Origin of the sequence: Paraburkholderia xenovorans (genome assembly GCF_046030735.1) — a bacterium.
Classification (GTDB): domain Bacteria; phylum Pseudomonadota; class Gammaproteobacteria; order Burkholderiales; family Burkholderiaceae; genus Paraburkholderia; species Paraburkholderia xenovorans_A.
The window spans coordinates 172,197-195,462 of record NZ_JAQQBV010000014.1 but is presented as its reverse complement, the minus strand read 5'-3'; the positions used below and the strand labels follow the sequence as shown (position 1 = coordinate 195,462).

The 23,266-nt window shown below is 60.8% G+C and carries 21 protein-coding genes; 8 read left to right on the top strand and 13 right to left on the bottom strand.

The genetic code is table 11. The annotated features are described in order from the left end of the window. Positions 1-25 precede the first annotated feature (25 nt). Positions 26-709, bottom strand: a complete 684-nt coding sequence (locus tag PQQ51_RS16350) for a hypothetical protein (protein ID WP_408497832.1) — start codon at positions 707-709, stop codon at positions 26-28. Beyond that, positions 706-2,112, bottom strand: a complete 1,407-nt coding sequence (locus tag PQQ51_RS16345; protein ID WP_408497831.1) for a selenium-binding protein SBP56-related protein — start codon at positions 2,110-2,112, stop codon at positions 706-708. Before PQQ51_RS16345 ends, PQQ51_RS16350 begins: the two co-directional genes overlap by 4 nt. Before the next feature lie 251 nt (positions 2,113-2,363). Here PQQ51_RS16345 and PQQ51_RS16340 point away from each other — a divergent pair, with 251 nt between their 5' ends. Together PQQ51_RS16340 and PQQ51_RS16335 are read left to right on the top strand one after the other, a co-directional pair. After that, positions 2,364-2,660 (top strand): hypothetical protein, encoded by a 297-nt coding sequence (locus PQQ51_RS16340; protein WP_408497830.1) that lies wholly within the window; start codon positions 2,364-2,366, stop codon positions 2,658-2,660. Between the two features lie 72 nt (positions 2,661-2,732). Further along, a complete protein-coding gene (locus PQQ51_RS16335) occupies positions 2,733-2,987 on the top strand; it encodes a hypothetical protein (protein WP_408497829.1) in 255 nt (84 codons plus the stop codon). A gap of 10 nt (positions 2,988-2,997) precedes the next feature. Here PQQ51_RS16335 and PQQ51_RS16330 read toward each other — a convergent pair whose 3' ends face one another. The 4 genes from PQQ51_RS16330 to PQQ51_RS16315 all read right to left on the bottom strand — a co-directional run bounded on the left by PQQ51_RS16330 (position 2,998) and on the right by PQQ51_RS16315 (position 6,788). Next, entirely contained in the window at positions 2,998-3,798 is an 801-nt protein-coding gene (locus tag PQQ51_RS16330; RefSeq protein ID WP_408497828.1) for a family 1 encapsulin nanocompartment shell protein, read from the bottom strand. Beyond that, positions 3,791-4,870 carry a Dyp-type peroxidase gene (locus PQQ51_RS16325; protein WP_408497827.1) on the bottom strand — a complete coding sequence of 360 codons (1,080 nt, stop codon included), beginning with the start codon at positions 4,868-4,870 and terminating at the stop codon, positions 3,791-3,793. The genes PQQ51_RS16330 and PQQ51_RS16325 overlap by 8 nt, the downstream gene beginning before the upstream one ends. 139 nt (positions 4,871-5,009) lie before the next feature. Further along, positions 5,010-5,462, bottom strand: a complete 453-nt coding sequence (locus PQQ51_RS16320) for a DUF3828 domain-containing protein (RefSeq protein ID WP_408497826.1) — start codon at positions 5,460-5,462, stop codon at positions 5,010-5,012. A gap of 90 nt (positions 5,463-5,552) precedes the next feature. Continuing rightward, a complete protein-coding gene (locus tag PQQ51_RS16315) occupies positions 5,553-6,788 on the bottom strand; it encodes an ROK family transcriptional regulator (protein WP_408497824.1) in 1,236 nt (411 codons plus the stop codon). Positions 6,789-6,960: 172 nt separating this feature from the next. Here PQQ51_RS16315 and PQQ51_RS16310 point away from each other — a divergent pair, with 172 nt between their 5' ends. From PQQ51_RS16310 to PQQ51_RS16285, 6 genes are all read left to right on the top strand, one after another. After that, positions 6,961-8,094, top strand: a complete 1,134-nt coding sequence (locus PQQ51_RS16310) for a Gfo/Idh/MocA family protein (RefSeq protein ID WP_408497823.1) — start codon at positions 6,961-6,963, stop codon at positions 8,092-8,094. Between the two features lie 59 nt (positions 8,095-8,153). Continuing rightward, a complete protein-coding gene (gene alsB, locus PQQ51_RS16305) occupies positions 8,154-9,113 on the top strand; it encodes a D-allose transporter substrate-binding protein (RefSeq protein ID WP_408497822.1) in 960 nt (319 codons plus the stop codon). A gap of 29 nt (positions 9,114-9,142) precedes the next feature. Further along, a complete protein-coding gene (locus PQQ51_RS16300) occupies positions 9,143-10,651 on the top strand; it encodes a sugar ABC transporter ATP-binding protein (RefSeq protein ID WP_408497821.1) in 1,509 nt (502 codons plus the stop codon). Between the two features lie 19 nt (positions 10,652-10,670). Then, the gene (alsC, locus tag PQQ51_RS16295; RefSeq protein ID WP_408497819.1) at positions 10,671-11,660 is read left to right on the top strand and encodes a D-allose ABC transporter permease; all 990 of its coding nucleotides are present in this window, start codon (positions 10,671-10,673) and stop codon (positions 11,658-11,660) included. A 69-nt stretch (positions 11,661-11,729) separates the two neighbouring features. Further along, positions 11,730-12,767, top strand: a complete 1,038-nt coding sequence (locus PQQ51_RS16290) for a hydroxyacid dehydrogenase (RefSeq protein ID WP_408497818.1) — start codon at positions 11,730-11,732, stop codon at positions 12,765-12,767. Positions 12,768-12,772: 5 nt separating this feature from the next. Further along, positions 12,773-13,726, top strand: a complete 954-nt coding sequence (locus PQQ51_RS16285) for a hypothetical protein (RefSeq protein ID WP_408497817.1) — start codon at positions 12,773-12,775, stop codon at positions 13,724-13,726. Positions 13,727-13,735: 9 nt separating this feature from the next. On the opposite strand, the gene PQQ51_RS16280 is transcribed toward PQQ51_RS16285, so the two are convergent. The 7 genes from PQQ51_RS16280 to msrB all read right to left on the bottom strand — a co-directional run bounded on the left by PQQ51_RS16280 (position 13,736) and on the right by msrB (position 23,219). Further along, positions 13,736-15,844, bottom strand: a complete 2,109-nt coding sequence (locus tag PQQ51_RS16280; RefSeq protein ID WP_408497816.1) for a DNA-binding protein — start codon at positions 15,842-15,844, stop codon at positions 13,736-13,738. Positions 15,845-16,127: 283 nt separating this feature from the next. Next, a complete protein-coding gene (locus tag PQQ51_RS16275) occupies positions 16,128-16,490 on the bottom strand; it encodes a translation initiation factor Sui1 (protein WP_408497815.1) in 363 nt (120 codons plus the stop codon). Between the two features lie 106 nt (positions 16,491-16,596). Next, a complete protein-coding gene (locus tag PQQ51_RS16270) occupies positions 16,597-17,787 on the bottom strand; it encodes a GNAT family N-acetyltransferase (protein WP_408497814.1) in 1,191 nt (396 codons plus the stop codon). Positions 17,788-18,014: 227 nt separating this feature from the next. Continuing rightward, positions 18,015-19,664, bottom strand: a complete 1,650-nt coding sequence (locus tag PQQ51_RS16265) for a methyl-accepting chemotaxis protein (RefSeq protein WP_408497813.1) — start codon at positions 19,662-19,664, stop codon at positions 18,015-18,017. A 326-nt stretch (positions 19,665-19,990) separates the two neighbouring features. Further along, the gene (gene msrA, locus PQQ51_RS16260) at positions 19,991-20,680 is read right to left on the bottom strand and encodes a peptide-methionine (S)-S-oxide reductase MsrA (protein ID WP_408497852.1); all 690 of its coding nucleotides are present in this window, start codon (positions 20,678-20,680) and stop codon (positions 19,991-19,993) included. Positions 20,681-20,778: 98 nt separating this feature from the next. Beyond that, positions 20,779-22,644 carry a cytochrome c biogenesis protein DipZ gene (locus tag PQQ51_RS16255; protein ID WP_408497812.1) on the bottom strand — a complete coding sequence of 622 codons (1,866 nt, stop codon included), beginning with the start codon at positions 22,642-22,644 and terminating at the stop codon, positions 20,779-20,781. Between the two features lie 62 nt (positions 22,645-22,706). Continuing rightward, the gene (gene msrB, locus PQQ51_RS16250) at positions 22,707-23,219 is read right to left on the bottom strand and encodes a peptide-methionine (R)-S-oxide reductase MsrB (protein WP_408497811.1); all 513 of its coding nucleotides are present in this window, start codon (positions 23,217-23,219) and stop codon (positions 22,707-22,709) included. Between the last annotated feature and the right edge of the window lie 47 nt (positions 23,220-23,266).

Sequence of the window (23,266 nt, the reverse complement as noted above, 5' to 3'; positions counted from 1 at the left end):
ATGCAATATCTGCAACCTACGGCCCTCACGCGGCACCGCTTTGCAGCGCACCATTGATCGCCAGCGAAAGCGCGCCCACAACGATCAAACTCACCGCCCAAACCGCATCCAGATTGAACCAGCTTCGCGATACGAACTTGAGTCCCAGATAACGATAAACCAGCCACGCCAACAATCCACCTGCCGCAATCATCGCGAGCGCATGCACAGCGGAAACCAGCAGCGCCATCCCGAGATTCACGCCGATCAGCGCCTGCGCGGCCTGATGCCCTCGATCCATGTCAAAAGAGCGACAGAGTCCGAGATAGATCGGTACCAGCATCAAGCCCGCGCCATGTGCGATCGCAACAGCAAACGACCACAGCGCGAGCCGCGTAGGCGGAATCCGCGCGAGGACACGCGGATGGCGTCTGCGAATCAGCAGAAAGATACCGAAACCGATCACCAGCCCACCCGCGCCAATCTGAATTTCACGCTGCCACGCGAGCACCATTGCCAGCACGGCGAACGGCATCATCACGACGAACATCGCGAGCACATGCCCCGCCGCGAGATAAACGAGCGCGCCGAGCAGCGCTCGCGTGCGCCGCTGCATCAACCCGTTCGACACGGCAAGCGGCCAGCCCATCGCCGGATTGACGCCGTGATAAAGACCGCTCGCCAGCACCGCTAGCCACAGGCCGGACGACGACCAATGACTACCGATCAAACGCCCACCGACGGATAACAGAACGAATCGGTCGAACAGTCGCCGCCTTCGAGACGGATCTGATGCGCGCGATACCCATCCGGAAAGCTCACCCAATAATCTTCGGCCAACGTGAGGCCACCGTCAGGCCCGACGTAAGCCATCACCTGCGCTGCGGGCACACCGTCCGGATAAAACTGGTTGTCCCACGTCGAATAGAGCGAGTTGGTCCAATACACGCGTTTGCCGTCGCGGCTGATCTCGACCATCTGCGGACCACCCGCGAAAGTCTTGCCATTCGGATGCGGCGTGCGCCGCACAATTCCGCCGATATGAACCGACCCCGTGAGCTTCGGCTTGCGCGGTTCGGTCACGTCGTATTGACGCATTTCGCCGGTGCCCCAGCAGGCGACGTAGAGGAATTTATCGTCGATGGAAAGATCGATGTCGGTGACGAGCGGCGGCACCGCGCCGAAGCCCTGCAGCAACGGCGGCAGCAATTCGGTGGCGGCAGGTTCCGCGGGAATGGTGACCGTTTTCTCGATGTGGAACTGACCGCCTTCGCGCCACCACGTCCAGATCGATCCTTCGAGGTTGGTCGTATCGACTACCACGCCGATGAACCCATACTCGCGGCTCGGATCGTGCGCGGGCCGCACTTCGAGTGCCATCTGATGATTCGCGCCGAGGTCGAGCGTCTGCACGTTGCGCCTGCCGCGCAGATCCCAGAAGTGAATCCGGTGCCCATATTTGTTCGACAGAAGATCTTCAGGAACGATGCCGTTCTCGAACTGCGGCGGCAGCGCCCACTCGCTCGACACCATATAGTCGCGCGGCAGATTCCACCAGAAGTCGTAATGCTTCTCCTGCAGGCCGCGTTCGATCTCCCAGCGGCCGAGCACCTCGAACGTTTCGCAATCCATGATGAAGATGCCGGGCGGCCCGTCGGTGCCGTCTTCGCCCGCGCCGCCGAGCGTGCTCACATAAATGCCTTCCGGACCGCAATGAACCGTATGCGGACGCGAATAGCCCGTCTTACGGAAAATCTCGTCGGGTTCGATGATCTTGTGAATGCGTGCCTGAGTCGGATGCGGCCTGGTATCGATGATGTAAATGCGTGACGAGCGCATTCCGGGGATGATCAGAAAACGCCGCTCGAGAAACGCATGCCCTGTCAGCGGCGACAGCGACGACGAGCACGCATTCCAGCCGAAATGATGAAACTCGTCGCCCTTGTACGGCACCGGCACCGTGTGCACCACCTGGCTGTAGGTCGGCGAACCGGGCTTGACGTCGATCACAGCGAGCGCGTCCGGTTGCGAGAAATCAGGGCTGAGAAGAACCGTGTACGCGTACTCCTCCGCGGGGGCATCCATAGCGAGTTTCGGCGATGCGTGGAACGTGGGATCGGGGCGCATACCCATGGCGAACGTCTCCTGGTCGATGTAGTTCGCGTTTGGCGTTTCGAGGTATGAGCCTCGTTATGCATGACGCGTTAAGTTCTACATTTAGTCCAGGCTTGCGGAGAGAGCAACCGATTATTTTCGCTAAGCTTTCCGTCCCTTTTGCTGCATCACATTTAAGTAATGAATACGGAAACGTAAAAGTCACACAGAGGTCAAACTTAAACATTACAATAAGCTTTCTTTTACTAGCTCGTTGTCATGGAGTTCCAATGGTTCTTTATCACCGTGGTGCGGCGATTCAGCCATCGAGCATACGATCCGGCAATACCTTTATTGCACGCGCCTGCATTCTGAAGGAGGACGGAGAATCTACGTCGCTGGGCAATCTCGGACAATTCGCCAGTGCGAGTTGTGCGTATGAGTTCGCGGTGCGCTGCGCGACGGCTTTTGTCGAAGGCATGCCGATGCCACGCAGCCCGTTCGGCGGCTTGCCTTCTTTAACGGAGAGCGTGCAGTCGCGCGTTGTTGAACCACAGCCGGATATGGCCGAAACAGCAGGCCGCTAAAAACAATGATTGGAGGAGATTGCATTTCCGTGTCACCGCCTCGCCCTGAGACCATTGAACGGAGGAAGCAAAATGACCCGATTCGTATCAAGCCGCTTTCAATACACGCGCACGCATGGTGAGTGTCGTACTTATGACATCACGCTAAATGTCCTGCAAAAAGAATCCGGCGTGTGTACTTATGCCGCGTGGGTGCAATACGGCGCTGAATTCAAAGGCTCCGGACTCATGCTCCCATTAGTCGCCAGTTCACGTGAAGCCGCTGAGCGAGAAGCGCGAGTCCGGATTCAGAAAGACATAGAGAATCTGGTCGGTGTGGTCGAATGACGCAGCGGCGTTATTCCGGCAACACCGCGACGGATGCTTCGCTCGTCAACATCAGGAACGTCAACGTCTCCTGCAGATACAGGCGCACAACCTGATCGTTGTGGCTCAGATAACCGATCGACAGATCCTGACCGATATGCAGATCGAAGTCGCCGCCGCGGGTTGACAGCACGCAGCCGCCGTCGATAGCCGGTGCCCAGATGATCTCCGTATTCACCAGCCGTTTGATATGGCCGAGTACCGGGTAGCCCTGGTCGCTCGCTTCGCTTACCGCCGTATACGCATCCGCGCCGAGCAGGACCGTGTACGGACCGTCAACGCCCGCAAGACGCAATTGCGTCAGCGCCTTTGCGATCACTGCGGGATATTCGCTGAAGTCGGCCGGCAGACTCAGCGAAGGATTCGACGATCCTTCGCGAATACCGACGATACCCGCCGCCTTGTAGCCGTCGAAAATGGCGCGGTCTTCGGCGTAGGCCAGTTGCTGGGCGGCGTCTTTTGCCGGTTGCCAGTCGGAGTCTTCCGCGCCGCGTTCCACGTCGTCGATCGCTTCGCGCGTCAACTCGAACGGCACGCGCAATTCGACCAATGCTTTCACTTCACGTTGACGCGCGCTCACGCCTTGCTGCGGTGCGGCGATCGTCGACAGATGACCCGTGCCCACCGCGCTCAGGCTGAAGCCTTTCGGACCTTCCACATCGACCACGCGGCGACCCGCCACCGAGCGCTTGAACGTGCGCGTGACTTCTTCCTCGATCTCCGACCAGGCGGCCGCGGAAATGGGAGCGAGCTCGCGATGCAGGTTATTCATACTGAGGTACTCCTTTGAGCGAGCCAATGTTCAGCGAACCATCGCTGGCTGGCTCGGCAATGGTTGAAGATTCGGGAGAGCCGACGGGCGACGGCGCCGCGACGGCTTCGGGGCTGCGCTCCGCCAGCGCTTCGAGCAGCGACTCCGAGGGCACGAAGAACAGACCGCCCGTGACCGCGCGGCTGAAATCGAGCAGCCGGTCGTAATTGCCCGGCGGTCGGCCGACGAACATGTTTTCCAGCATCTGTTCGATCGGCGCCGGCGAGCGTGCATAGCCGATGAAATACGTGCCGAACTCGCCGACACCCGGCCGACCGAACGGCATGTTGTCGCGCAGGATTTTGATTTCCGCGCCGTTTTCGTCGAGCGTGGTGAGAGAACTATGCGACGAACTCGGCTTCACTGACGGGTCGAGTTCGATATCCGTCATTTTCGTGCGGCCGATGATGCGCTCCTGCGTCTCGACCGGCAATGCATTCCAGCCCGTCATGTCATGCAGATACTTTTGCGTGAGCACGTAGCTGCCGCCGCAGAATTCCGGGTCTTCGTCGCCGACCACGGTGAACATGACGGCCTCGTTGCCGGTCGGATTCTCCGTGCCGTCGACGAAACCGACCATGCTGCGCTGATCGAAATAGCGGAAGCCGTGCACTTCGTCGACCGTGGTCACCGCGTTACCGAGGCGGCTCATCAGATGAGTCGCCAGTTCGAAGCAGAGGTCCATCTGGTCCGCGCGGATATGCAGCAGGATGTCGCCGGGAGTCGCGACGGCCACGCGCTCGCCTGAACCGAATTCGCGGAACGGATGCAGCGCTGCGGGGCGCGGCGCGCCGAACAGTGCGTCCCACGCTTCGGAACCGAAACCGCAGACGCAGGAGAGACCGCCGTCGGGGATTCGTTTGGCGACCGCTCGCACAAGGGCAGCGATGTCGCCGCACCAGGCGCGAACGGTGGCGAGGCTGGCGGCGTCCTGATTGACCGTGGCGACGATGAAGATCGCGCTGCGCTTCACCTGCGAGGACACGGCCTGTGGTTCAGGGGTGACTGCGGCGGGGATGGGGGTGTCGGACATGTCGCGGCGGTTTTAAAGAGAGGCGGGTGGGGACAGCATATAGGAGATGACGCGGTGCGGGATTTGTTAAGTGGGATGCTAAACGAAAACGCCGGGATGGGGGCGCGGGACGGACATCGGTTCTCGCCCGCAGTTGTCGCTATGGGTAATCGAGCGTGTCGTCGACCTTCGTGATCTTCCAGCGATCGCCTTGTTTGCGCAGAAACACTAGCACGCTGACTTTGTCTTTCGAACCGAACGTGACAGGGACAACAGCAATGTCGCCGAGCAGGATCGGTTCGCGTGTCGCGATGCTGCGAGACCAGTCCTGTTCGTCGTAGTCTTGAACCTTCATGAAGTAATCGCTATCGCCGGGGAGCTTGTTGTGACGGTAGGCGCTTCGAAGTTTGTCTACCGTCGATCTGGTGACATAGAGGTAAATGTCTTTATCGAGCAAAGGGTAGGTTTCGTTGGACTGTAGTTTGATGTACCAGGAGTAGAACGCTTTGGTGCTGGCCTCGGGAGTTGAGCTGGCCGCGAATGCCTGATGCTGGAAAAGCAGGCTGCTAATCCAGAGTGTTAGCGATACAGCGAAGGTGAATAGTTTTTTCATATTTCAGAATCTGTTTTAAGAGAAGCGATGTGAAATGAAACCGGCGAATCGTACAACGTGCGGCATGCAGCTCACCTCCACCACAAGCGCCTAAGCCTCCTGCACCATCGAAGCAATCGACTGAGCAGATAACGCATATTCGATCCCAAGCACAGCGCCGCCCACAGCGCCCGCGTACTCCTGCAATGTCGACCTTTCGATAACCAGCCCACGTGTCGCAAGAGGCAATGCGCGGCTGTACACAACGGCTCTCACGCCAGCCAGCAAATCGTCGCTTACCCGTGCCATTCGGCCACCTAAAACAACCGCCGCCGGATTGAACATATGCACCAGCATCGCGATGACTTCGCCGATCTCAGTAGCAGCCGCTCGCACCAACCTGACGGCCTGACGGTCGCCTGAACGGACAAGACTCACGAAGTCGTCCACCGTGGTCACCTGCGAACCCGGTTGCTCTCGAAGTACAGCGAGGAGCGCCGACGTCGATGCGACTGCTTCGACACAACCAATATTGCCGCACCGACAGACAATGTCGTCGCGACCCGGCACACGAATATGCCCGATGTCGCCCGCAGAACCATCGGCGCCGCGATGCAGAATGCCGTCGCTGGTGACAATCCCGCAGCCTATCCCGGTCGATACCTTCGCGAAGAGAAGCGGCGACTCCGAAGCGGGACGAGAGCGCGCTTCTCCCAACGCCATGAGATTGACATCGTTATCGACGAGCACCGGCACATCAAGCCGACGCCGAAGATAGTCACCTACCGCGAATCCATCCCAACCGGGCATGATTGGCGGCCGCACACACGTCCCCCTGCTGAAGTCGACGGGACTCGGTAGACCGACCACCATGCTGCGAACCGGAAATTCGGTCAGCCTTTCTTCGCGCAGCAGTCGCTGGAAACGCTCGATGACATTTTCAAGCACCGGCTCCGGCCCAAGCCCGATATCCACCGAGAAGATCTGCTCCGCCAATCGTTGCTGCCCAAGATTGCAGACGATCAGCCGGCCATGGGTGGCGCCCATGTCCGCAACCAGAACCACGCCCGCGCGCGAATTGAGCGTGAGCAGCGTACTTGGCCGCCCCCGGCTGCTCGTGTCGTTCGCCTGCTCGTGGACCAGGCCCACGTCGAGCAGAGGTTGAAGCAGTTGAGAAACGGTCGAACGCGCGAGCCCGGTACTACGCGCAAGGTCGGCCCGACTGACGCCCACTGACGACGCAATCAAGCGCGCCAACTTGCTGTTTGCCTCATAGGGATCGAGTCGTCCGACCTGATCAAGGGTGGCGAGGCGCGCCGGCGGCGGCGCAGATGCACGCTCTGTCATGGCTCAGTATGGTTTATACGGGGTTGTCGGCATTCGTTGTTTGATGTAGCCAACTCATATCCCGAAACCGATAGGAAAAATCTTTATGTCGTGAATCGAATTAAATAATACAAAATTTCCCCATAATGCCTGCTCTTTTATTGTGTGGCCACGACATGAAAGGAGCAAGTTGATGAAAAAGCTGGGCGTGGCAATCATCGGGACCGGCATGATGGGCCAGATTCACGCGCGCGCCGCGCGGTTGGCGGGCGCGACCGTTCGAGGCATTGCAGCGTCCACGCCCGACAGTGCGGCGCGCGCCGCCGAGGCTCTCGGGGCCGAACGCGCTTTCGCGAGCGCGGACGACGCATTCGCCGATCCGTCCGTCGATGTGGTTCATGTCTGCACGCCCAACGCTACGCATTTTCAACTGGCGCTCGACGCCCTCAATGCAGGCAAGCACGTCGTCTGCGAAAAGCCGCTTGCGACGTCGGTCGCCGATGCCAGCCGGCTCGCCTCAGCGGCAGCCAGCGCCGGCAAAGTGGCTACCGTCCCGTTCGTCTACCGCTACCACCCGATGGTGCGCGAAGCTAAAGCGCTTATCGACAGCGGAGCCGTCGGCGCGCTGCAACTGATTCATGGCAGTTACCTGCAGGACTGGCTGCTCGGCGCCGGCGATACAAACTGGCGTGTCCACTCCGCGCTGGGTGGCCCTTCACGCGCATTCGCCGATATCGGCTCGCACTGGTGCGACCTGGTGGAATGGGTCACGGGCGAGCGCTTCGTGTCGGTAGTCGCTGCGTTGCAAACGACGATCGCCGAGCGACCGACCGGCACCGTGAAGACGTTCTCACAAGCGACTCCGACGGTCACGGAAACTCAGGCGGTCACCACTGAAGACGTAGCGTGCGCCGTGTTCCGTTCCGGCAATGGCGTCCTCGCCAATCTCACCGTAAGCCAGGTTTCCGCTGGAAGAAAGAACAGACTCTGGTTCGAAGTCGACGGTGCGGATTCGAGCGTGGTTTTCGATCAGGAAGAACCTGAGCGCCTCTGGGTTGGGCTCCGGGATCACACGCGTCTACTCGTACGCGACCCTTCGCGAGGAAGTGCCGAGCAACGACGTCTGGCGACGCTTCCCGCCGGCCATGCGCAAGGCTACAGCCAGTGCTTCGAAGCATTCGTCGCCGACACTTACGCGGCAATTGGCGGCGAACTGCGAGCGGGGTTGCCCACTTTTGACGACGGCCTGCGCTCTGCAAGCATCGTCGAAGCAGTCCTGGACTCTTCGAAACAGAGTGCATGGACGCCAATTCGCGCTTTTACCTAAGAACGAGCTTTACGAACTAAACCACAACGCCGCACAGGCGGCACATGGAGACGAAGCAAATGCAGAAACTGACACTGACCGGCTTGATCCGCACGACGCTCGGCACCGCCGCGGTGGCGATTTCATCGCTGGCCTATACCGCCCCCGCTCAGGCAGCCGACATCGCCATCGTGTTGAAGACGCTTGGCAACCCATACTGGGTGTCGATGCGAGACGGGATCCTGAAAGAAGCGAAGGCGAAAGGCGTGAGCGTCGACGTACTCGCGGGCAATAACGAGGACGACATTCAAGGTCAGCAGCGCATGCTCGAAGACGTCGTCAACAAAAACTACAAAGCGATAGGCGTTGCGCCTATCTCGCCGGTGAGTCTCATTCAGCCGATAGCGACCGCGACGAAGAAAGGCATCTACGTCGTGAACATCGACGAGAAAGTCGACCAGGCTCAATTGAAAGCCGCCGGCGGCGCAGTTCAAGCCTTTATCTCCACCGACAACCGCGCGCTCGGCAATAAGGCCGGCGATTTCATCGTGCAACGCCTCGGCGCCGCAGGCGGAAAGGTCGCCATTGTGGAAGGTAAAGCCGGGAATCTGACGGGCGATGCGCGCCGCGACGGCGTGAAGCAGGCGCTGGCGAAGAATCCGAAAATCGTGATTGTTGCGAGTCAGCCTGCAGACTGGGACCGGTCACGCGCACTCGACGTCACCACGAACATCCTTCAGCGAAATCCCGACCTGAAAGCCATCTATGCAGCAAACGACACCATGGCGCTCGGCGCGGTGCAGGCTGTCCATAACGCCGACAAGCAGGACAAGATAATCGTGTTGGGTACCGACGGCGCACCGGAAGCGATCGACGCCGTCAAGCGCGGTGAACTCACCGCCACTGCCGCGCAGGACTCGGCGGCAATGGGCGCGAAAGCGGTCGACGTGTTACTCGATGCAATGAAAGACAAGTCGAAGATCGACCCGGAAGCACCCGCCAGATTTATCGCCATCGAATCGCATCTGGTCACTCACTGAGCGAACGACCTCACTTGAAAGAGTACGCCATGAGCGAGTCACTGGTCACGGTACGAAACATAACCAAGCGCTTTCCGGGCACCGTTGCACTGAAAGACGTGAGCTTCGACGTCAGGCCGGGCGAAGTTCACGTTCTTCTCGGCGAGAACGGGGCAGGAAAATCGACGCTCATGAAGATCCTGAGCGGCATTTACGAGCCGACCAGCGGCTCCATCGTGGCAGGAGGGGCGGAGTACGACAAACTCACCCCGACCTTGTCGGCCGAACTTGGGATCAAGCTGATTTATCAGGAACTCAGTGTCATCGACTACCTGAGTATTGAGGAGAACCTGTTCGTTGGCCGGATTCCGACCGTCAGAAAGTTCGGGGTGTCGGTGGTGGACCGCGCGTACATGCGTCGTCGCGCGACGGATGCGCTCGCAAGAGTGGGACTGAAGCGTCACCCGAGGACGCTGGTGGGCGATCTGGGGATCTCCGAAAAGCAGCAAGTCGAAATCGCCAAGGCGCTCGCCAGTGACGCGAAAGTCATCATCATGGATGAGCCGACCAGTTCGCTGACGGACACGGAAGTCGACCACCTGTTCGCCGTTATCGACGATCTGCGGAGCCAGGGCGTCGGCATCGTCTATATATCGCACAAGTTGAAAGAGATTCCCGTCATTGGCGATCGGGTTTCCATTCTGAAGGATGGAAGTTATGTCGGAACTTACGATGCCAGGACGACGCCGACCGACCGCCTGGTCGCACTCATGGTGGGACGGGAAATTGTGCATGGACGTCCAGGCGGTTCTGCCGTGCATGCGAATCCCGTGCTGTCGGTCAAGAAGCTTTCGTCACGTGATGGGTCAGTGCGTGACGTATCGTTCGACGTCCGCCAGGGAGAGATTCTTGGCTTCGCAGGATTGATGGGCTCCGGACGAAGCGAGTTGATGGAAACCATTTTCGGTGTCCGTTCGAAAGCGGTCGGACAGGTGGTTCTCAACGGCCGGGAACTCGATATCGATTCGCCCTACAAGGCGGTCAAGCAAGGGCTTGCCTTTGTCACCGAAGACCGCCGGGCAACCGGGTTCTTCCATAACTTCAATATTGAAGAAAATATCTATGTCGCGTCTGCTTTGCGCAGTTCGAAACGGGCGCTCTCGTTAGGATGGGTCGACAGGACCCGGCAACGGCAGTTCGGCATCCAGTACAAGGAAAAACTCAGTATTCGCTGTGCTTCGACGATTCAGAACATTACTGAGTTATCTGGCGGCAATCAGCAAAAGGCAATCATTGCAAAGTGGCTGGCTGCGGACAGCGATGTCTTCATCTTCGACGAACCCACGCGCGGCATCGACATCGGCGCCAAGTCCGAAATCTACGCAATCATGCGTGCGCTAGCGGATGCGGGAAAGGCCATTCTGATGGTTTCCTCGGAGCTTCCGGAGCTGATCGCGGTTTGCGACAGAATCGCGGTCTACCGCGACGGAAGCATTGCGGCGACGCTCGACAATGCCGACGCGACCGAAGAATCCATCATGCAGATTGCGATTTCATAAGTATTACGAGGAGACGGTGATGATGCGCTCAAGTACAACGAGCTCAACGGGCGAGCCCAGAATTCGACGCGATTTCGCGGCGATATGGCAGACCTACGGAACGTTAGGCATTCTCTTTTTGCTGTTTGTTTTATGCAGTGTGGCATCGCCCGAGTACTTTCTCACGCGGGAAAATCTGCTGCAGGTGCTGCTGCAGAGTTCGGTGATGGTCCTCCTCGCGTGCGGGGTGTTCTTCACCATTCTCATTGCGGGGATCGACCTGTCCATCGGTTCGGCGATGGCACTGTCGGGAATGGTCATGGCAAAGTTGATGGTTGCCGGAATGCCATTCTGGATCGCGATTCTGGTGGGCGGGTTAGGTACCGGTGTCGTTCTCGGATTGGTCAATGGCGCGCTGGTGAACCTCACCCAATTGCACCCGTTCATCATCACATTGGGCACCGCCGCAATCTATCGCGGTGTCACACTCATCATTTCCGATTCCCGCTCGGTCTTCGGCTTTGATCGAGCGTTCGTGAACATTGTTGCGGGTCGGATTGTGGGTATCCCGGTGCCCATTCTGATCGCGGCGGTTGTTGCCGGCTTCCTCTTTTTCATGACCCGCTTCACGAAGCTTGGCCGCAATATCTATGCACTCGGAGGAAACGCCCAGGCGGCTTTCTATTCGGGGATCAGCGTCAAGCTCCACACCCTAGTTGTCTTCGTGATATCGGGTGCCTGCGCCGGCATCGCGGGCATTGTCATCACGGCACGGACCGGCGCTGCTGAACCCAATGCGGGTGTTGGCTTCGAGACGTTCGCCATTGCGTCGGCCATCATCGGCGGAACGAGTTTCTTTGGCGGTCGTGGGCAAGTCACAGGCGTAGTGATCGGCGGCCTGATCATTGGGGTGATCAACAATATCCTCAACCTGCTGAACGTCGAGTCCTACTATCAGCAGATTGTGATGGGCGCACTGATCATCGCCGCCGTCACGGTGGACAAGCTTTTCACGCGCAAGACTCGCTGACCGTATTCAGGACAGGGATGAGATGCCTGTTCTGAGTGACCGAAAACATTATGGGAATTAGGAATACAAATGAACAACGTAGAACAACGGGTCCGTATCTTCATTGCGCCTGAGCCCCGGACTGTCGCGGATATCTTTAGCGAAAACGACATGAACCGCCTGCGGGCACTGGGCGAGGTCATCGTCCATGAAGGCAGTCCGGTCACCGATGACATCTTTGACGCCCACGTCGCCGATGCAGACATTATCGTCGGTCAGTTTCCTATGCCAACCGAGCGACTTGAGCGCGCAAAGCGCCTGCGGGCCATCGTCAATGTCGAGGGAAACTTTGTACCCAACGTGGACTATGCACAGGCCTTCCGGCAAGGTGTGCGGGTGCTCAATGTGAGTCCGGTGTTCGCCGAACCCGTTGCTGAAGCAGCAGTCGGGATGGCCATCGATCTGGCGCGTGGGATTAGCCGGTCGGACCGACTTTTCCGGAAAAATGCCGAGCACTACGGACTGGACGCAAATCGCGACGCCTTCACCCTCTACGATGCACCCATCGGGTTTATCGGCATGGGCGACCTGGGGCGCGCCATTCTCCCCCTGATCGCGCCGTTCCGCGGCACGGTGCGAGCGTTCGACCCGTGGCTTCCCGAGGCGTACCTGCGTTCGCTTGGTTGCGAGCCGGCCACCTTGGATAACGTCTTGAGCGAATCGCAGATCATCTTCGTCGTTGCCGGCGTGACGTCCGCCAACCAGGGTTTCCTGTCGAAGGCGCAATTCGCGATGATGCGGCCCGGCGCAGCGTTCGTGCTGGTCAGTCGTGCCGGCGTAGTAGATTTTGACGCGATGCTGGATGCCGCAGACGAAGGCCGGATTCGAGTTGCCACCGACGTCTTCCCGGTCGAACCGTTGCCCGCTGACCATCGGGCACGCAGCGTCGACAATGTTCTCCTGTCGCCACACCAGGCAGGCGCCCTCAATACGGTGTTGCGCAACATCGGCGCACTGGCGGTGACGGATATCGAAATGATTGCTCGTGGACTGCCGCCCGTAATGTGCAAACTCGCACAGCCTGAGACGGTTGGGCAGATGCGAAGCAAACCCGTTGAAAAAAGCTGATCGAAATGACCGCCGACATCTCCGTTATTGCGAAGCAAGCCGAGCGTTCTTTACATCCCACTACGTTCCGTGGATGGCCGGCGTTATGTCTTATGCAGCAGCGTCTGCGTTTGACTGTAGTTCCGGCCGTCGGCGGCAGGCTGATGAGTATCGAATACGACGGCGTGGAATTGGCGTACGTCAATGACGACATCGCTGGCGAGCTCCCGGATGGGAGCGAGGCTCAATGGCAGCGGCTATGCGGAGCGTGGTCGTTCCCGTTGTGGGGCGGCGGGAAGACCTGGGTGTCGCCGGAGTCCGACTGGCCAGACGGCGCGCCGCATAAAGTGCTGGATAGCGGCGTGTATGCACTTGTCGCCGCATGGTGCGACGAGAGAAGCATGGGTGTCGAGTTGCAAAGCGCCGTGTGCCCGGATTCCGGTCTTCAGATTCGTCGGCGCATATCACTGGACGCGGCGGATAACGTTTGGACCACGCGGCACGTACTTGCCAACAAAGGAACGGCCGACATTCGCTGCGGAATCTGGGACGTTCTGATGCTTCGTCGCCCTGGAACCGTGCGGGTGAAACTGTCGGGCGATTCGCCCGATTGGCGCGAGCGCATTCTGCCTTTCGTCGAAAAGGGGCCGTTGGGCGACGCCAGAGATTCGAAGTACGTGGTCAGGGAGTCGGATTCGCTCGAGGTTCGCTGCGTGGACCCGATCGAGTTCAAGATCGGTGTTCTGCCCGACCATGAAGTACTCGTTGTCACGCAAACGCTACCCGAAGGGTGTTTCACACTGACGCGTCGTGCGGAGATAAATTCCGAACCCGATTACGCGCATGGCAGACCGGTGGAGATTTTCAATGCTCCCCGGTTGCCCTATTTCGAAATCGAGTCTCACTCTCCGTGCATCGCCCTAACGCCGAATGCGGAGTGCGAATTGGTCGTGCAGGAAAGCGTGAACCGCTCTACATAACCCACCCACTCACCGCTCAAGCTTCGACATCACCGCCGTAGCCGGATCATATCGATACCCTTTCTGCGCGAGCCTCTCAGCCATCGTCGCGCCGATCAACTTCTGCTGGGCATCCCGCGAGATCAACTCGCTATCCGGCTTCAGCCGTTCAAGCTCTAAAGAAAGCTTTCGGATAAGCGCCACTTCACCCGTACTACGCGAGTCGATAAACAACAGCTTCTCATTCGCCGACCCAAGCCGCTGCTTGAGATCCTTCGCATGCTCGACCCACTGCTCAGCAATCGTGCGAAGCTCACCAAACGCCTTCTCATGCGCTTTGGCCTGAGCCGCGATCTGGCGTTGCAACTCGGCGAGTTCTTCAACCTTGTCGGAGTTGGCCGCCTGAAGCGCTAGTTGCTGGCTGCGTTGCATCGCTTCCGCACGGGCGCTTTCCGCCTGCGCAACACGCTGCTCCGCTTCCGCCCGGCCCTTCTCGGCATCCGCGAGACGTTGCTCCAACTGGGCCGCACGCTGCTCGGCGGCATCGGCTCGCTCGGTAACCGTCGACGCATCCTGCGCAACCTGACCCAGTTCAGCGCGTGCGGTCGCTTTCTCTTCAGTCAACGCACTAACCTGCGCCTTCGCGTGCTCCAGTTCCGCCTCCAACGCAACAACCCGCGTCAGGCTCTCGCTCGCCTGCACCGCCGCAGCTTCCGCACGCGACTCGGCCGCAGCGGATTCCTGCGAGCATCGCTCGACCTCGGCCGCCTTCGCCTGCTCGACATCCTGAAGACGCTGCGCCAACTGCGTCGCCTGCTGTTCTGCGACTTCAGCGCGCTCCTTTGCGGCAGACGCAGCATGCGAAAGCTGCGTCAACTCACTGCTCGCGGCCGCCTTCGCGTCATCCGCAGCGCGATTCTGCTCGCGCGCCTGCTCGAGCTCAGCCTCCAAAGCGGCCACCCGCGCAAGGCTCTCGCTCGCCTGCACCGCGGCAGCCTCCGCTCGCGACGAAGCCGCGCCGGCATCCTGCGACCATCGCTCGATTTCAGTCGCCTTCGCCTGCTCGATCGCTTCAAGCCGCTGCGCCAACTGCGTCGACTGCTGTTCGGCTGCTTCAGCGCGCTCCTTTGCAGCGGACACCTCCTGCGCCGCCTGAGCCAGTTCGCCAAGCGCAGCGGCCTTCGCCTCCGCCGACGCGGCGATCTGCTCGCGCGCCTGCGCGAGTTCTCGCGAGACGCGCTGTAATTCGTCGAACTGGATCGCGGTTGCCTCGGTCCGCGCGGCGCTCGTCTGACGCTCCGCGGCAAGCGCGGCGTGCGCGTCGTCCCGTTCGGCCTGCAGACCCGCGAGCGTCTCGCCCGCTTGCGCAGTGGCGGCTTCGGCGCGCGCCACTGCGTCGCGAGCCTCCTGCGCGGCCTTATCGGCCTCCGCCGACTTCTCCTGGCAATCGAAGCTCAACGCCGAGATCTCGCGACGCGCGTCATCGAGCTCTCGCGTCATCCGCGCAATTTCGTCGTTCTGGTTCGCGACAGCGGTCACCAGCTCCTCGCGCGCGTTGCGCTCGCTATCGAGTGCCGCGCGGGTGTGCTCCAGATCGGCCGCTTCCGCCAACGCCCGTTGCTCGCGCTCCAGCACGAGCGCCTCGGCGGCTTCAGCGCGGCCGGTGGCGGCGGCGAGTTCAGTTGAAAGGCGCGCGGACGCCTCCTCGGCGGCACTCAGCGAATTCGTCAGCGCAATGTGCTGTTCGCGGCCGGCCTCGGCCGCTTGCGCGGTCTTCTGATATTCGTCAAGCGCCTCGTCCCGCTCGGCGCGGGCCGCTTCTAGCTGCTGATTCACGCTATCAAGGTGCTGACTGAACGCCTTTTCCGCTTCACCTTGAGCCGCCGTCCACAGCCGGTCAGCGGTGCTCATCATGGTTTCGGTCAGCTCCGGCGGCAAGCCGGCGTGAACCTGCACGTGCTGTGCAACGGGGTGTCGCGCGTCGCGCCAGCGTTGCAGGGACGCCGCAATGGCTACCACCGACGCCCCAGGCATCTGCGCACCGATCGTCAAAGGGGTAACTTTCTGGCCGTCTGCGGCCAGCCGATCCGCGATTACCGCGACCTGTTCGTCCGTGGTTGCGTCTGTATCCGTGTACATAAGCGCCTCAAAAACTCCCTGTAACCTGGCAAAAGATAGAGTGCCCAATACGTTACCCTATCAAAATGACACGCGGGAGGCTGCTGGGGCGCGATCAGCGCGGTTTGGTTGCGGACGGTTTCGGCGCGACGCGCGACGCGAACCATGCACCGATTAGAAGAGGTGAAACGGATCCCTGTTGAATCGCTTCTGCTTACTCAGCATTCCCTAGTAATTTTCTGTAATCCGCACCCGACGATCGATGAGCAATTCTTTGCCACGCGTCGAAACGGAATCCCGTTAATTAGCCGCCGGCGCGCTTCGCTTGATGGCCGGACTTCTTCAACGCTTCGACAATGCGCTCGCAATGGTCGCCCTGCACTTCGATCACACCGTCTTTGACGGTGCCACCGGAGCCGCAGGCCGCACGCAACTGCTTGCCCAGCGAGGCCAACGCAACCGGATCGAGCGCCAGGCCTTTGACGAGCGTCACGCTCTTGCCGCCTCGGCCTTTCGTCTCGCGACTCACCCTCGCGATGCCGTCGCCTGCCGGACGCGTATTGGCAAGCGTTGCGCAAACGCATTGCGCAAGCGGTTGTCTGCATTCGGGACACATCCGGCCGCCATCCGTGGAATAGACGAGGCCGCCGTTTGAACTACGCTTCATGATCGGCTTATTCGAAGACACAAAAGTCGGGAACGGCGCCGAGTTTATCAGTTGGTCTCCGCAGCATCGAGCTAAAGATACGAGAGGACGTTATCAGCGAAACCGCCTAACGCTGCTCCGCTAATTCGCCATCCGCGGGACTATGTGCCGGCCGGACAGACCGATCGACCTCCGGCGTTTCCACATGTCCCGACAACGCGCGAACCCTTCTGACGACACTGCGCGGCGCCCGGCGCGCGCATAGCCCCGCGAAGCCCCACCACGAATTGACGCTTTGCGCCGTGCAGCAATAGCTCGCATTGCCGCGCGACCAGTACGCCTTGAATGCCTCGGATCCTGCTCCACAGTCGAGATCGAGATGGCGCTCGAACGCCCACTTCGCCATCGTCTCGACAGCCAGTATCCCTGGCGACCATTTCGCAAAGGCAGGGTCGAAGCTGGCAATGATGCCGGTCACGCCACGCGCGTCCTTGCACATCAAAAGCACGGCGACAGCCGCATCGTCGACGGTCACGACGATCGCATGCGCGGTGACCTCGGACCCTTCCGTGCTCAGCCACTCGACGAGAAAATTGCGGTAATGCTCCGAATAAAGCCAGTGCCCATGTTTGCCGACGCGCTCGCCCCACATGCGTTTCCAGGTGAGCAACGCGTCGACAGACGCGGCGATTCGCACCGGATCGTGGCTGTCGATCACATCCACGCGCACCTTGCCCGCCGCCGCGAGGCGCTGCTCGACCTTGCCCGGCTTATTTCCATGCAGCCTGCCGAGCGTTTCGCAGAAGCCCTTCCAGTCGTAGCGAGCGGATTCTTCGTGCAGGTTCGCGAAATAGCTCGGCGTATGTTCCCGTATCACCGGATGACGCTCCTGCATCGCGAGCCGGTACAGATCCGTCCTGTCGGGAAGATAGGGCATATGCACGAAATCCGCGCCGCAACGCGTGCGCGCGACCTGCCATGCGTCTTCGACGAGTTCGGCTGTACGCGCATTGTCTTCGACGAGAATGCTGGTGAAATCCGCCGACTCGGAACACAGCGGAATCAGATACGTCCACAGCGCCCGCCTATAGGTGACGAGCGGAAAGATCAGCACGGCCCGGCCCTGCTCGCGCCGCACGATTACATGCAGCTTTCTGCCGAGCGGCTTCGCCACCTGATCCCACGCGATCCGGCAATTGCCGAACGCCTGGTAGTACCAGCCGCCGGCGCGCGTCCAGAGTTCATCCCATTCGGGTTGAAGCGCGCGAAAGCCTGCTTCGTCCGTGATGATTTCGTGCACCGCGCCAGCGTTTTTCATCTCGTCTCCTGCACAGCAGATGCGGGAAGGGCGGCAGCCGCCAACTTGCCGTCGACAGCGGTTCTTCACACTTAATGTAGGCCGCATTCCAGCCAGGTCGCGCGTCGGGGAAAAAGCACTCGCGCTCCTGAGAGCCGAGAATGCCCGATCCAATTGCAGCGTGTGTGCGACGGCGCACGATGAGCGCCAGAATGTAAGAACCTGGACAGCGATCAGAAATCATCTGATCAGAACGTCTTCCAGTCCAGATCCGAATCGACGTTAGCGGCGGGCACCATCGGTGCGTTGAAACGCGCGCCGTCTGTCGTTGCGAGGTGAGTCGTCGAAGGCACCTTGAACACCGCGACCAGTTCCCGCAGCGAAGCCGATTGCGAGGCCATCGACTGCGCGGCCGCAGACGCCTCTTCGACGAGCGCCGCATTCTGTTGCGTCACTTCGTCCATCTGCGCGATCGCGACATTCACCTGTTCGATACCTTTGTGCTGTTCGTTCGATGCGGCGCTGATTTCCCCTATCAGATCCGACACCTGGCGCACCGATTGCACGATCTCGCCCATCGTACGGCCGGCCTCGTCGACGAGCGCGGTCCCGCTATTCACACGCTGTACGGACTCGCTGATCAAATCCCGGATTTCCTTCGCCGCCGACGCGCTACGCTGTGCAAGCGTGCGCACCTCGCCTGCGACCACGGCGAAACCTCGCCCCTGTTCGCCGGCACGTGCTGCCTCGACTGCGGCATTGAGTGCGAGGATGTTGGTCTGGAAAGCGATTCCTTCGATGACCGAAATGATCTGCGCCACTTGCCGCGAACTCGCGGATATCTCGCTCATCGTATCGACGACGCGACCCACGACCTGCCCTCCGCGCGCCGCCGTCTCGGATGCGCGCGCGGCGAGCGCATTGCCCTGGCTCGCGTTTTCCGCATTCTGTTTGACCGTGGCGGTGAGCTCTTCCATGCTCGCGGCCGTTTCTTCCAGCGACGCCGCCTGCTCTTCCGTGCGTCGACTCAAATCGGTGTTGCCGGCCGCGATCTGAGTGGAACCGGTCGCGATGCCTTCGCTGCTGGACATCACCTGGCTGACGGTATCGAGAAGACGCTGATTCATATGACGAAGCGCGCCGAGCAACTGACTCAATTCGTCGCTGCCCCGCACCTCGATCACCGCAGTCAGATCGCCACGCGCGACCGTCTCCGCGACAGCGACCGAGCGGCGCAGCGGCCCTGTAATCGAACGGGTGATGAACACCGCGATCACAACACCCATGGCCAATGCGACTACGATCAGGAGTGCCGTCCACGCACGTGCGCTCTGGAACGCCGACTTTGCGGCCAGGACTTCTTGCGTGGAACCATCGTGGTTGAGCTTGATGTCCTCGTCGATCAAAGACTGCACGGCGGCGAAGCGCGCGGATGCGTCTACCGCGGATAACTGGCGGGCCTCGGGTAAGCCGGCTTCGCCCGCGTCGAGCAATTGCCCGATTCTCACGTTAGTTGCCAGATAGCTGGCCCATGCCGACTCGATGCCATCGTGCAGCCGTTGCTCTTCAGGCGACGAGATGAGATGCGAATAGACGGCCATGTATCCCGCGAACGCGGTGACGGCCTCCGCTCGTCGCGCGCGCAACGTACGCATCTGGTTCGCGTCCGTGCTCTGCAGCTCGCGTACCGTGAGACGGTGAACGTCGTCGGCCTTGTTTCTCAGGTTCGCCAATGTTTCGATACTGGGCAGCCAGCTGTCGGCGATTTCGCGCGTGCCGTCGTAGATACTCGAAGACTCAAGCAAGCCCACTGCGCCGACCGCGCAAAGCAGCAGCAAGACGATTGCGAATCCCGCACCGAGACGCGGACCGATTTTGAGTTGACTGATAAAAGACATGAGGCATCCGTTAGTTAGACATAATTGTTAACGGCATGCTGCTTCTAATATTGAAGAAAGTTTTGAATAAAAAATCGCAGCCCTCTCTTATCTCGATAATCTTCTATTCATTAGCATCCCGACATTTTTTGAGATAGCCAATAACCCTCCATTAGACGAGCTCTAATTTTTGAGATAATCAATTATTCATCGACCCACCGCCGTCGCGCGGAGAATCGCGTGTCGCTCTCCTGGTAAGCCATCGCCAGAAGCATCAATCGTGCGATTCTGGCGCTGAAACAAAAACGCGCGGCAATCGCCGCGCGCTAGACCTGACGCATGCCGTTCTACGAACCGGCGACTTTCAACAACACCGGATCGTTGCGATACAGATCGGGAAACACCCGCTTCAGCCCGCTCACCTTCGGCATATCGTTGATCGCGATATACGGGTAATCCGGATGAAGCGCGAGGAAGTTCTGGTGATACGCCTCCGCCGGGTAGAACCCCTTGAACTCCTCCACACGCGTAACGATCGGCGCTGAAAACACATGCGCCTTATCCAGTTGCGCGATATACGACTGCGCGACCCCACGCTGCTCGGCATTGGCCGGGAAAATCGCCGAGCGGTATTGCGTGCCGTGATCGGGGCCCTGATAGTTCAACTCGGTCGGATCGTGCACGACCGAAAAGAAAATCTGCAGCAGTCGTCCGTACGTGATCTGCGTCGGGTCATAGGTGATCTGCACCGATTCCGCGTGCCCGGTATCGCCTTCGCTGACGGTTTCGTATTGCGCGGTGCCGGCCGCGCCGCCCGTATAGCCCGACGCGACCTGCTTCACGCCGCGCACATGTTCGAACACGCCTTGCACGCCCCAGAAACAGCCGCCCGCGAACACCGCCGTTTCGGTATGCGTCGCGCCGACTTTTTCATCCTGAGCGGGCGGCGGCACCTTGACCATCGCCTCGGCCGAATTCGCGAAGCGCTGCGCCGCAAACACAGTGGCCACGATCGCCGCGCAACCGGCGAGCCGCATCAAGGCCGGGCGCTTGCCCGAAGCAACCTGACGGTTAGAGAACTTACGCATGATGTCCATCCTTCGAAGAATGAGTGAACTACGCCGCACGGCTCGCATCAGCCGAACGTAAATGCATAGGCCTGCACGCCGGGATCCAGAAACTCGATCGAGAACGTGTGGTCCGCAACGTCGCCGGTTTGGCGGACGAGTTGATAAAGACGTTGTTCGGTCACCGTGCCGCTGCCGTCGGCGGCAATGTCGGTGCCGTGCGACGCGCCCGGCGCCGCACCATCCACGCTGACGCGAAACCGCACCGGCTTGCCGTCCGCGCCCGGACCCAGCACGAGGTGCAGGTCACGCGCATGAAAGCGATAGACGATGCGCCCGGACGCTTTCGTGAGCGTCGCCTGCTCCGCGCCGACCGTCCACGTGCCCGCCAGTCCCCAGTTGTTGACCGCGAGTTGCGACGGCGCCGCGTACGTATGCGCCTTGTCCTGCGCCTCGCCGCCCGGCGACGCGAAGTTCTCCGCGCGCTCGTAGCCGACATAGGTTTCCGGCGACTGCATGTCGGCGTTGTCGGCCGCGGCCTGCACGCCTTGCGCGCTGCCGCCGGCAATACCGATCGCAACCTTCGACGCATCGGCATGACCGGCTTCGGCCAGCAGTTGCTGAATCACTTTCTCCGACTCCGCATAGTCTCCCTCGCCGAAATGGTGGTAGCGGATCTGCCCTTTCGCATCGACGAAGTAGTGCGCCGGCCAGTACTGGTTGTTCAGCGCGCGCCAGATCGTGTAGTTGTTGTCGACGGCGACCGGATAATCGACGCCGAGATCGTGAGTGGCCTTCTTCACGTTGTCGATATTGCGCTCAAACGCGAATTCCGGTGTATGCACGCCGATCACGACGAGCCCCTGATCCTTGTACTTCTGCGCCCACGCTTTCACGTACGGCAGCGAACGCAGGCAGTTGATGCACGAGTAGGTCCAGAAATCGATCAGCACGACTTTGCCGCGCAGCGACTCCACCGTCAGCGGCGGCGAATTCAGCCATTGGACCGCGCCGTTCAACGTCGGCAGCACGCCTTCGACGGGCAGCGCCGCTGCACCGGCCGACATGCCCTGCGACGCGCGCATCATCGCGCCGGAGCCCTCTGAGCCGGACGAACCATCGGCATTGGCGCCTTTTGCCGTCATCACGGCGTCGGTGGCAGGAGCCTGGCTATCGCCGCCAGCCGTCGGCGAATTGCCAGGCCGCGCGCCCGGCGACAGCGTGTCGACCAGCTTCTGTTCGATCCCGCCGGTGGCGACGGTCGACACGCGCGTCAGGAAACCCGTATCGAGACCGAGCGAAATCGCGACCACACCCAGCAGCATCGCCGCGCCGATCCCACGACGAATCCATTCGCCCGCGCCCAGCGAACGCTTCATCGCCGTGAACACACGGCCGCCGATCAGCAGCGCCACCGCCAGCGACGTCGCCGCACCAGCCGCGTAAGCCGCCAGCAACAGCGTGGTGCCGACGCTCGCGCCCCGCAGCGCCGCGCCGGTCAGCACCAGACCGAGAATCGGACCGGCGCACGGCGCCCACAGCAAACCGGTCGCAATACCCAGCAGAAACGACGAACCCGCGCGAACCTGCTGACCGTCGCTCTGCGCGAAGTTCGACAGACGATTGCCCGCGCTCACCAGCGGCCGCATCAGATGATCGGCGAAGCGCGGGAACAGCAGCGTGAGGCCGAACACGGCGAGCAACGCGATGGCGAGCCAGCGGCCATACTGGTTCGCTTGCGTGACCCAACCGCCGCCGACCGCCGCCAGCGTGGCGACGAGCGCGAAGGTCAGCGCCATGCCCGCAAGCAGCGGCAGTCCGCTACGCACGAACGGCTGGTCGGCGCGCGCGAACACGAACGGCAGCACCGGCAGGATGCACGGACTGAGGATCGTGAGCGCGCCGCCGAGATAGGCAAGAACGATGAGTAACATGGCGATTCCGAAAGTTGAAAGTGTGGATCGTGTTGGTATCGGTCAGGCCTGGAAATGCAGGCTCAGGCAGCGCCCGGCGCGAAATTCATCGCCACGCCGTTCATGCAGTAACGCAAGCCGGTCGGCTGCGGGCCGTCGTCGAATACATGACCCAGATGGCCGCCGCAGCGCCGGCAATGCACTTCCGTGCGCGTCACGCCGAACGAGTGGTCCTCGCGCATCGCCACCGCATGGTCGAGCGGCGCCCAGAAACTGGGCCAGCCAGTGCGGCTATCGAACTTGGTCTTCGACGAGAACACCGCCAGCCGGCAGCCCGCGCAGCTGAACATGCCCGCCCGGTGTTCGTCGTTGAGCGGGCTGGTGTACGGCCGCTCCGTGCCTTCACGGCGCAGCACCAGATATTGCGACGGGCTCAGCATCCGGCGCCATTCGTCGTCCGTATGCGTGACTTCGAAACCGCCGGCCGGCTGGCCGGCATCCACCGGCGCGGCGGCCAGCGGGCGCCAGCGGCTCGCCGCCGCCAGCGCCGCCAGCGCTGCCGCACCGGAAAACATGAAGCGTCTTCTGTTTTGCATCACGTGCTCCTTGAGACGGACAAATCCGCGAAAGTGGGCACATCCTA

Coding starts and splice junctions, on each gene's coding strand:
- PQQ51_RS16345 (WP_408497831.1), bottom strand. CDS start 2,112: ATGGGTATGCGCCCCGATCCCACGTTCCACGCATCGCCGAAACTCGCT.
- PQQ51_RS16340 (WP_408497830.1), top strand. CDS start 2,364: ATGGTTCTTTATCACCGTGGTGCGGCGATTCAGCCATCGAGCATACGA.
- PQQ51_RS16335 (WP_408497829.1), top strand. CDS start 2,733: ATGACCCGATTCGTATCAAGCCGCTTTCAATACACGCGCACGCATGGT.
- PQQ51_RS16330 (WP_408497828.1), bottom strand. CDS start 3,798: ATGAATAACCTGCATCGCGAGCTCGCTCCCATTTCCGCGGCCGCCTGG.
- PQQ51_RS16325 (WP_408497827.1), bottom strand. CDS start 4,870: ATGTCCGACACCCCCATCCCCGCCGCAGTCACCCCTGAACCACAGGCC.
- PQQ51_RS16320 (WP_408497826.1), bottom strand. CDS start 5,462: ATGAAAAAACTATTCACCTTCGCTGTATCGCTAACACTCTGGATTAGC.
- PQQ51_RS16315 (WP_408497824.1), bottom strand. CDS start 6,788: ATGACAGAGCGTGCATCTGCGCCGCCGCCGGCGCGCCTCGCCACCCTT.
- PQQ51_RS16310 (WP_408497823.1), top strand. CDS start 6,961: ATGAAAAAGCTGGGCGTGGCAATCATCGGGACCGGCATGATGGGCCAG.
- alsB (WP_408497822.1), top strand. CDS start 8,154: ATGCAGAAACTGACACTGACCGGCTTGATCCGCACGACGCTCGGCACC.
- PQQ51_RS16300 (WP_408497821.1), top strand. CDS start 9,143: ATGAGCGAGTCACTGGTCACGGTACGAAACATAACCAAGCGCTTTCCG.
- alsC (WP_408497819.1), top strand. CDS start 10,671: ATGATGCGCTCAAGTACAACGAGCTCAACGGGCGAGCCCAGAATTCGA.
- PQQ51_RS16290 (WP_408497818.1), top strand. CDS start 11,730: ATGAACAACGTAGAACAACGGGTCCGTATCTTCATTGCGCCTGAGCCC.
- PQQ51_RS16285 (WP_408497817.1), top strand. CDS start 12,773: ATGACCGCCGACATCTCCGTTATTGCGAAGCAAGCCGAGCGTTCTTTA.
- PQQ51_RS16280 (WP_408497816.1), bottom strand. CDS start 15,844: ATGTACACGGATACAGACGCAACCACGGACGAACAGGTCGCGGTAATC.
- PQQ51_RS16275 (WP_408497815.1), bottom strand. CDS start 16,490: ATGAAGCGTAGTTCAAACGGCGGCCTCGTCTATTCCACGGATGGCGGC.
- PQQ51_RS16270 (WP_408497814.1), bottom strand. CDS start 17,787: ATGAAAAACGCTGGCGCGGTGCACGAAATCATCACGGACGAAGCAGGC.
- PQQ51_RS16265 (WP_408497813.1), bottom strand. CDS start 19,664: ATGTCTTTTATCAGTCAACTCAAAATCGGTCCGCGTCTCGGTGCGGGA.
- msrA (WP_408497852.1), bottom strand. CDS start 20,680: ATGCGGCTCGCCGGTTGCGCGGCGATCGTGGCCACTGTGTTTGCGGCG.
- PQQ51_RS16255 (WP_408497812.1), bottom strand. CDS start 22,644: ATGTTACTCATCGTTCTTGCCTATCTCGGCGGCGCGCTCACGATCCTC.
- msrB (WP_408497811.1), bottom strand. CDS start 23,219: ATGCAAAACAGAAGACGCTTCATGTTTTCCGGTGCGGCAGCGCTGGCG.